Annotated in this window: 5 protein-coding genes; all 5 read right to left on the bottom strand. The window is 69.9% G+C overall.

Annotated features, from left to right (window positions below; genetic code table 11):
* Positions 1-118: 118 nt before the first annotated feature.
* The 5 genes from folE to AB0A61_RS02390 all read right to left on the bottom strand — a co-directional run bounded on the left by folE (position 119) and on the right by AB0A61_RS02390 (position 6,281).
* Positions 119-724: a GTP cyclohydrolase I FolE gene (gene folE, locus AB0A61_RS02410; RefSeq protein WP_361284772.1), complete on the bottom strand. Its 606-nt coding sequence runs from the start codon at positions 722-724 to the stop codon at positions 119-121.
* Positions 725-873: 149 nt separating this feature from the next.
* Entirely contained in the window at positions 874-2,913 is a 2,040-nt protein-coding gene (gene ftsH, locus AB0A61_RS02405) for an ATP-dependent zinc metalloprotease FtsH (RefSeq protein ID WP_361284769.1), read from the bottom strand.
* A gap of 185 nt (positions 2,914-3,098) precedes the next feature.
* Positions 3,099-3,659 carry a hypoxanthine phosphoribosyltransferase gene (gene hpt, locus AB0A61_RS02400; RefSeq protein WP_361284766.1) on the bottom strand — a complete coding sequence of 187 codons (561 nt, stop codon included), beginning with the start codon at positions 3,657-3,659 and terminating at the stop codon, positions 3,099-3,101.
* Positions 3,660-3,770: 111 nt separating this feature from the next.
* Positions 3,771-4,955, bottom strand: coding sequence for a tRNA lysidine(34) synthetase TilS (tilS, locus tag AB0A61_RS02395; protein WP_361284763.1), 1,185 nt, complete (start codon positions 4,953-4,955; stop codon positions 3,771-3,773).
* Between the two features lie 192 nt (positions 4,956-5,147).
* Entirely contained in the window at positions 5,148-6,281 is a 1,134-nt protein-coding gene (locus AB0A61_RS02390; RefSeq protein WP_361284760.1) for a zinc-dependent metalloprotease, read from the bottom strand.
* Positions 6,282-6,449: the final 168 nt, after the last annotated feature.

The following is a 6,449-nucleotide window of genomic DNA, read 5'->3' as shown; positions in this document are numbered from 1 at the left end:
CGGGGGCTCGTCCTGACGGGGCTCGTCCTGACGGGGCTCGTCCTGACGGGGCTCGTCCTGACGGGGCTCGTCCTGACGGGGCTCGTCCTGACGGGGCTCGTCCTGACGGGGCTGGTCGTCAGCGCGCCATGATGAGGCTCATGGCCTCATTGCGGGTGGCGGGATCCCTCAACTGTCCGCGTACCGCCGACGTGATGGTCTTCGCGCCCGGCTTCCGCACTCCGCGCATCGTCATGCACATGTGTTCACACTCGACGACCACGATCACGCCGCGCGGCTCCAGGATCTTCATCAGGGAGTCGGCGATCTGCGTGGTGAGTCGTTCTTGCACCTGCGGGCGACGGGCGTACACATCCACAAGCCGGGCCAGCTTCGACAGGCCCGTGATCTTGCCGTCGGAAGACGGAATGTAGCCGACATGGGCAAATCCGACGAACGGTACCAGGTGGTGCTCGCAGGAGCTCAGGACTTCGATGTCCTTCACGAGCACCATCTCGTCGTGGCCCAGGTCGAACGTCGTCGTCAGTACGTCCTCGGGCTTCTGCCACAGCCCCGCGAATATCTCCCGGTACGCACGCGCCACCCGGGCCGGAGTCTCGCGCAGACCCTCGCGGTCCGGGTCCTCTCCGACCGCGATCAGGAGTTCGCGTACGGCGTTCTCGGCTCGCTTCTCGTCGAACTCGCCGATGGAGCCCTCGCCGTCCAGCGTCACGGGGTCGATCATGGTGCCTCGTTCCTGTGCGTGTCACGCGTGTGGGCCACGCGTCTCATCTGCGGACATACGAAATGCCGCGCCCCCAAGGCTAGAACCTGGGGGGCGCGGCATCCATTCCGGGCCCGGTGGGGCCACCGGGGCGAAAGTGGTGCGCTCGGTCAGCTCTCCGGGCGGTCCTCCGGAGCCTGCTCCGTAGCCGGGGCCTGCTCGGCCGCCGTGGACTTCACGGTGCTGATCGCCGCCGTGGCGCCGTTGGCACCGTTGGTCAGGGCGAGCTCCTTCGGGGAGAGCACCGGCGGCCGGGTGGACGGGGTGCGCCGGGAGGAGCCGGTCCACGCCGGCCGCGGCGGACGCTTGACGATCGGGGCGAAGATCTCGGCGATCTCCTCCTTGCCCAGCGTCTCCTTCTCCAGCAGGGCCAGGACGAGGTTGTCGAGGACGTCGCGGTTCTCGACCAGGATCTCCCAGGCCTCGTTGTGCGCGTTCTCGATGAGCTTCTTGACTTCCTCGTCCACCAGCGCGGCGACCTCTTCCGAGTAGTCGCGCTGGTGAGCCATCTCACGTCCGAGGAACGGCTCGGTGTTGTCGCCGCCGAACTTGATGGCGCCCAGACGCTCGGTCATGCCGTACTGCGTGACCATCGCGCGGGCGGTGGCGGTGGCCTTCTCGATGTCGTTCGCGGCGCCCGTGGTGGGGTCGTGGAAGACGAGCTCCTCGGCCGCGCGGCCGCCCAGCATGTAGGCCAGCTGGTCCAGCATCTCGTTGCGCGTGGTCGAGTACTTGTCCTCGTCCGGCAGGACCATCGTGTAACCGAGGGCGCGGCCCCGGGACAGGATGGTGATCTTGTGGACCGGGTCGGAGTTCGGCGAGGCCGCCGCGACCAGGGCGTGACCGCCCTCGTGGTACGCGGTGATCTTCTTCTCCTTGTCCGACATGATCCGGGTCCGCTTCTGCGGGCCCGCGACCACACGGTCGATCGCCTCGTCCAGCATCTGGTTGTCGATCAGCTTGCGGTCGCTGCGCGCGGTGAGCAGCGCCGCTTCGTTCAGCACGTTCGACAGGTCGGCGCCGGTGAAGCCCGGGGTGCGCCGGGCGACGGCCGCCAGGTCGACGTCCGGAGCGACCGGCTTGCCCTTCTGGTGGACCTTGAGGATCTCCAGACGGCCCTGCATGTCCGGGCGGTCGACCGCGATCTGACGGTCGAAACGGCCGGGGCGCAGGAGGGCCGGGTCGAGGATGTCGGGGCGGTTCGTGGCGGCGATGAGGATCACACCGCCCTTGACGTCGAAGCCGTCCATCTCGACGAGCAGCTGGTTCAGGGTCTGCTCGCGCTCGTCGTGACCACCGCCGAGGCCCGCGCCGCGGTGGCGGCCGACCGCGTCGATCTCGTCGACGAAGACGATGGCCGGGGCGTTCGCCTTGGCCTGCTCGAACAGGTCACGGACCCGGGAGGCACCGACACCGACGAACATCTCGACGAAGTCGGAACCCGAGATCGAGTAGAACGGGACGCCCGCCTCGCCCGCGACGGCACGCGCGAGCAGGGTCTTGCCGGTGCCGGGAGGACCGTAGAGCAGCACGCCCTTGGGGATCTTGGCGCCGACCGCCTGGAACTTCGCCGGCTCCTGGAGGAACTCCTTGATCTCGTGGAGCTCCTCGACCGCCTCGTCGGCGCCTGCGACGTCGGAGAACGTCGTCTTGGGGGTGTCCTTGGTGATGAGCTTGGCCTTGGACTTCCCGAAGTTCATCACCCGGGAGCCGCCGCCCTGCATCTGGTTCATCAGGAACAGGAAGACGACCACGATGAGGACGAAGGGCAGCAAGGAGAGCAGGACGCCGACGAAGGGGTTCTGCTTGGACGGCGAGACCGTATAGCCGTCCGGGATCTGCTTGTCCTGGTACTTGGTCTGCAGCGTGTTGGCGATGGTCACGCCCTGGTCGCCGATGTAGCTCGCCTGGATCTTCGAGCTGCCGTCGACCTTCTCGCCGTTCTTGAGCTGGACCTTGACGGTCTGCTCGTCGCCCGTCGTCAGCTTGGCCGATTGGACCCTGTTGTCATTGATCGCTGCAACGACCTGGCCGGTGTCCACCGTCTTGTAGCCGCCGGACGAGCCGACGACCTGCATCAACACGACCACGGCAAGGACGGCCAGCACGATCCACATGACCGGCCCACGGAAGTATCGCTTCACGTCCATCCATACGGAGCGGTGCCGCCCCGTCCCTCCTGCCATAGTGAGTCTGATAAAGACAGTTCTTCTGACGGTACCCCAGCATTGTCGCGCGAAGCCGCACGGGAGGACTGGCGTTACCGTCTGCATGCTCCAACGGCGCGAGGCCCGCTGGGGTTCCCGATCACCGTACGGCGCTTGGCCCCTCGGGGTCAGCCGCCGTAGACGTGAGGCGCGAGCGTACCGACGAACGGCAGGTTTCGGTACTTCTCCGCGTAGTCGAGTCCGTAGCCGACGACGAACTCGTTGGGGATGTCGAAGCCGACCCACTCCACGTCGATGGCGACCTTGGCGGCGTCCGGCTTGCGCAGCAGCGTGCACACCTTCAGCGAGGCGGGCTCGCGGGAGCCGAGGTTGTTGATCAGCCAGGACAGGGTCAGCCCGGAGTCGATGATGTCCTCGACGATCAGGACGTGCTTGCCCTTGATGTCGGCGTCGAGGTCCTTGAGGATCCGCACGACGCCCGAGGACTGGGTGCCCGCGCCGTAGGAGGACACGGCCATCCAGTCCATGGTGACGGGGGTGGACAGCGCCCGGGCGAGGTCCGCCATGACCATCACCGCGCCCTTGAGGACGCCGACGATCAGCAGGTCCTTGCCCGTGTACTCCGCGTCGATCTTCGCGGCCAGCTCGGCCAGCTTGGCGTCGATCTCTTCCTTGCCGATGAGTACCTGCTTGAGGTCGGCACCCATGTCTTTCGCGTCCACCCGCATCACTTTCGGTCGTCCCGCACCTATGGCTCGCCCGGCCGCTCCCCGAGGGGAGACCGCCCGCCCGGCACCTCCGCCGGGAGGAGACCGGCCGCCTCCCGGAGCGGGAGGGATTCAGCCTTGCCGAATCACCAGTCTGCCACCCTGGCGCTGGGCGACGACTTTGCCCGGGAGATTGATGGCTCCCTGGCCTCGCCAACCGGTGATCAGCCGGTCGACTTCCTCGATGTGGCGGGCGAAGAGGGATCCGGCCGGTGCGCCGGCCTCGATGGCGGCGCGGCGCAGGATGCGGCGGCGCACGGCGGGGGGCAGGGCGTACAGCTTGGCGCACTCCAGGCGGCCCGCGGCGTCGCGTACCGAGGCCTCGGCCTGGCTGGCCCAGGCGTCGAGGGCGTCGGCGTCGTCGCGGGAGAGCTGGGCGGTGCGGGCGAGAGCCTCGACGACCCCCTTGCCGAGGGCCTTCTCCAGGGCGGGCAGGCCCTCGTGGCGGAGCCGGGAGCGGGTGTAGGCGGGGTCGGCGTTGTGAGGATCGTCCCAAACGGGCAGGGACTGCACCATGCAGGCCTTGCGGGCGGTCTGCCGGTCGATGTGCAGGAAGGGGCGGCGGTAACGGCCGCCGGCCCCCGAGACCGCGGCCATTCCCGACAGGGAGCGGATGCCGGAGCCGCGGGCGAGGCCGAGCAGGACGGTTTCGGCCTGGTCGTCACGGGTGTGGCCGAGCAGGATCGCGGCGGCGCCGTGGCGTTCGGCGGCGGCGTCGAGGGCGGCGTAGCGGGCGGCGCGGGCGGCGGCCTCCGGCCCGCCGTCGCGGCCCACGGTCACGGGTACGGACTCGACCGGGTCCAGGCCGAGTTCGCGCAGCCGCTGGGCGACCTCCTCGGCGCGCAGGTCGGAGCCGGGCTGCAGGCCGTGGTCGACGGTGATGCCGCCCGCGCGGATGCCGAGTTTGGGCGCCTCGAAGGCGAGGGCGGAGGCGAGCGCCATGGAGTCCGCGCCGCCGGAGCAGGCCACGAGCACGAGCGGTGCGGGCGTGCGCCCGTACGGGGCCGGTGTGCGCCTGAGCGGGGCCGGGACCGGCGGGTGCCCGTGCGGGGGCGGCTCGGCGCCGGTCTGCTGCTGCGGCATCCGGTCCCGCGCGGGGGACGACGGTGATGCGGCAGCCGCGAGGGGCACCGCGGGCGCGCGGGACGCGGCGGACTCGGCGCCGGCGGCCGGGGGTGCGGTCTGTTCGGTGAGGATGTCGTGGAGGACGCGGCGTACCGCCAGGCGTATCGCCGCGACCGCAGGATGGGGACCCATGTCCGGTTCCCTTCACGAAGTTTTCGGGGGGTGAGCCCGAGGTCGGTCACTCAGAGTGTGTAGATGGTGACAGAAACGGGCCGTTCCCCGAGCATTGCACGCCTACCCATGCCTCACGGTCCCTCGGACGGGTGATTGGAGTGGCGTTCGCCTGCCGTCGGCCGGATTCGTTTCACGACTTGTCCGCGAGGTTCACGACTCCGCCTTCCGGTGCACCCGTGCGATCCAGTCCGCCGGTTTGGCGATCTCGGCCTTGGTGGGAAGGGTGTTGGGCGAGGTCCACGCCCGGTTGAAGCCGTCCATCCCGACCTGGTCGACCACCGCGCGGACGAAGCGCTCGCCGTCCCGGTACTGACGCAGCTTGGCGTCCAGGCCCAGCAGTTTGCGCAGGGCCATGTCCAGACGGGAGGCGCCCCTGGCGCGGCGCTGCTGGAACTTCTCGCGGATCTCCGAGACGGTCGGTACGACGTCCGGGCCCACCCCGTCCATCACGTAGTCGGCGTGGCCCTCCAGGAGGGACATCACGGCGGTGAGGCGGCCGAGGATCTCCCGCTGCGCGGGGGTCTGCACCAGCTCGACGAGGGAGCGCCCGCCTTCCTCCTCCTCGCCCTCGGGGCGGCCGCCGGCGAGCGACTGGGCGGCGTCCCGGACGCGCTCCAGGACGGTCATGGGGTCGACGTCGGTCTCCGCCAAGAAAGACTGGATTTCGCCCTCCAGGTGGTCGCGCAGCCAGGGCACCGCGGTGAACTGCGTGCGGTGCGTCTCCTCGTGCAGGCACACCCACAGGCGGAAGTCGTGTGGCTCCACGTCGAGTTCGCGTTCGACGTGGACGATGTTCGGGGCGACCAGCAGCAGCCGGCCGCCGCCGTTCGCACCGGCCGGGAGGTCGCGGGTGGGCGGAGCGAAGGTCTCGTACTGGCCGAGGACGCGGGAGGCGAGGAAGGACAGCAGCATCCCCAGCTCGACGCCGGTGACCTTGCCGCCGACGGTGCCGAGGACCGCGCCCCCCGGGGAGTTGCCGCGCCGCTCCTGCATCTTCTCCAGCAGCGGCCTGAGGATCTCCCGGAACCCGGCGACGTTCGCCCGGACCCAGCCCGGCCGGTCGACCACGAGCACGGGGGTCTCGTGGGTCTCCTCGGTGCCCAGACGAGTGAAGCCCCGGACGTGTTCCTCCGAGGCCTTGGCATGCCGGCGCAGTTCCGCGACGACGGCGCGGGCCTCGTCGCGGCTCACCTCGGGGCCCGGCCGTACCAGGCGGGTCGCGGTCGCGACCGCGAGATTCCAGTCGACCATCCCGGAAGATGCAGCACCACCGATGCTCGTCATGCGTCAACGGTACGTGAGCGCTCCCGTCGGGGGCAGGCCGCGGGAGGTCGGCTTGGGGCGCGTTTGTCTGTTGTGGGCGGGAGTTCCTGCTGCGGCGCCCGCGTCGCGAGGGGCGTTCGGTGAAACGTTGCCCGGCGTCGCGGGGCGCGAAGGGCGCGGGGGTCGGCG

It is taken from the genome of Streptomyces sp. NPDC046197 (genome assembly GCF_040646295.1).
In the GTDB taxonomy this organism is placed as follows: Bacteria; Actinomycetota; Actinomycetes; order Streptomycetales; family Streptomycetaceae; genus Streptomyces.
The sequence above is the reverse complement of the archived record's forward strand: the minus strand, read 5'-3'. Positions and strand labels throughout refer to the sequence as shown.

What these genes read in the sequence shown, in the direction of transcription:
- folE (WP_361284772.1), bottom strand. Translation starts at nt 724, where the DNA reads ATGATCGACCCCGTGACGCTGGACGGCGAGGGCTCCATCGGCGAGTTC.
- ftsH (WP_361284769.1), bottom strand. Translation starts at nt 2,913, where the DNA reads ATGGACGTGAAGCGATACTTCCGTGGGCCGGTCATGTGGATCGTGCTG.
- hpt (WP_361284766.1), bottom strand. Translation starts at nt 3,659, where the DNA reads ATGCGGGTGGACGCGAAAGACATGGGTGCCGACCTCAAGCAGGTACTC.
- tilS (WP_361284763.1), bottom strand. Translation starts at nt 4,955, where the DNA reads ATGGGTCCCCATCCTGCGGTCGCGGCGATACGCCTGGCGGTACGCCGC.
- AB0A61_RS02390 (WP_361284760.1), bottom strand. Translation starts at nt 6,281, where the DNA reads ATGACGAGCATCGGTGGTGCTGCATCTTCCGGGATGGTCGACTGGAAT.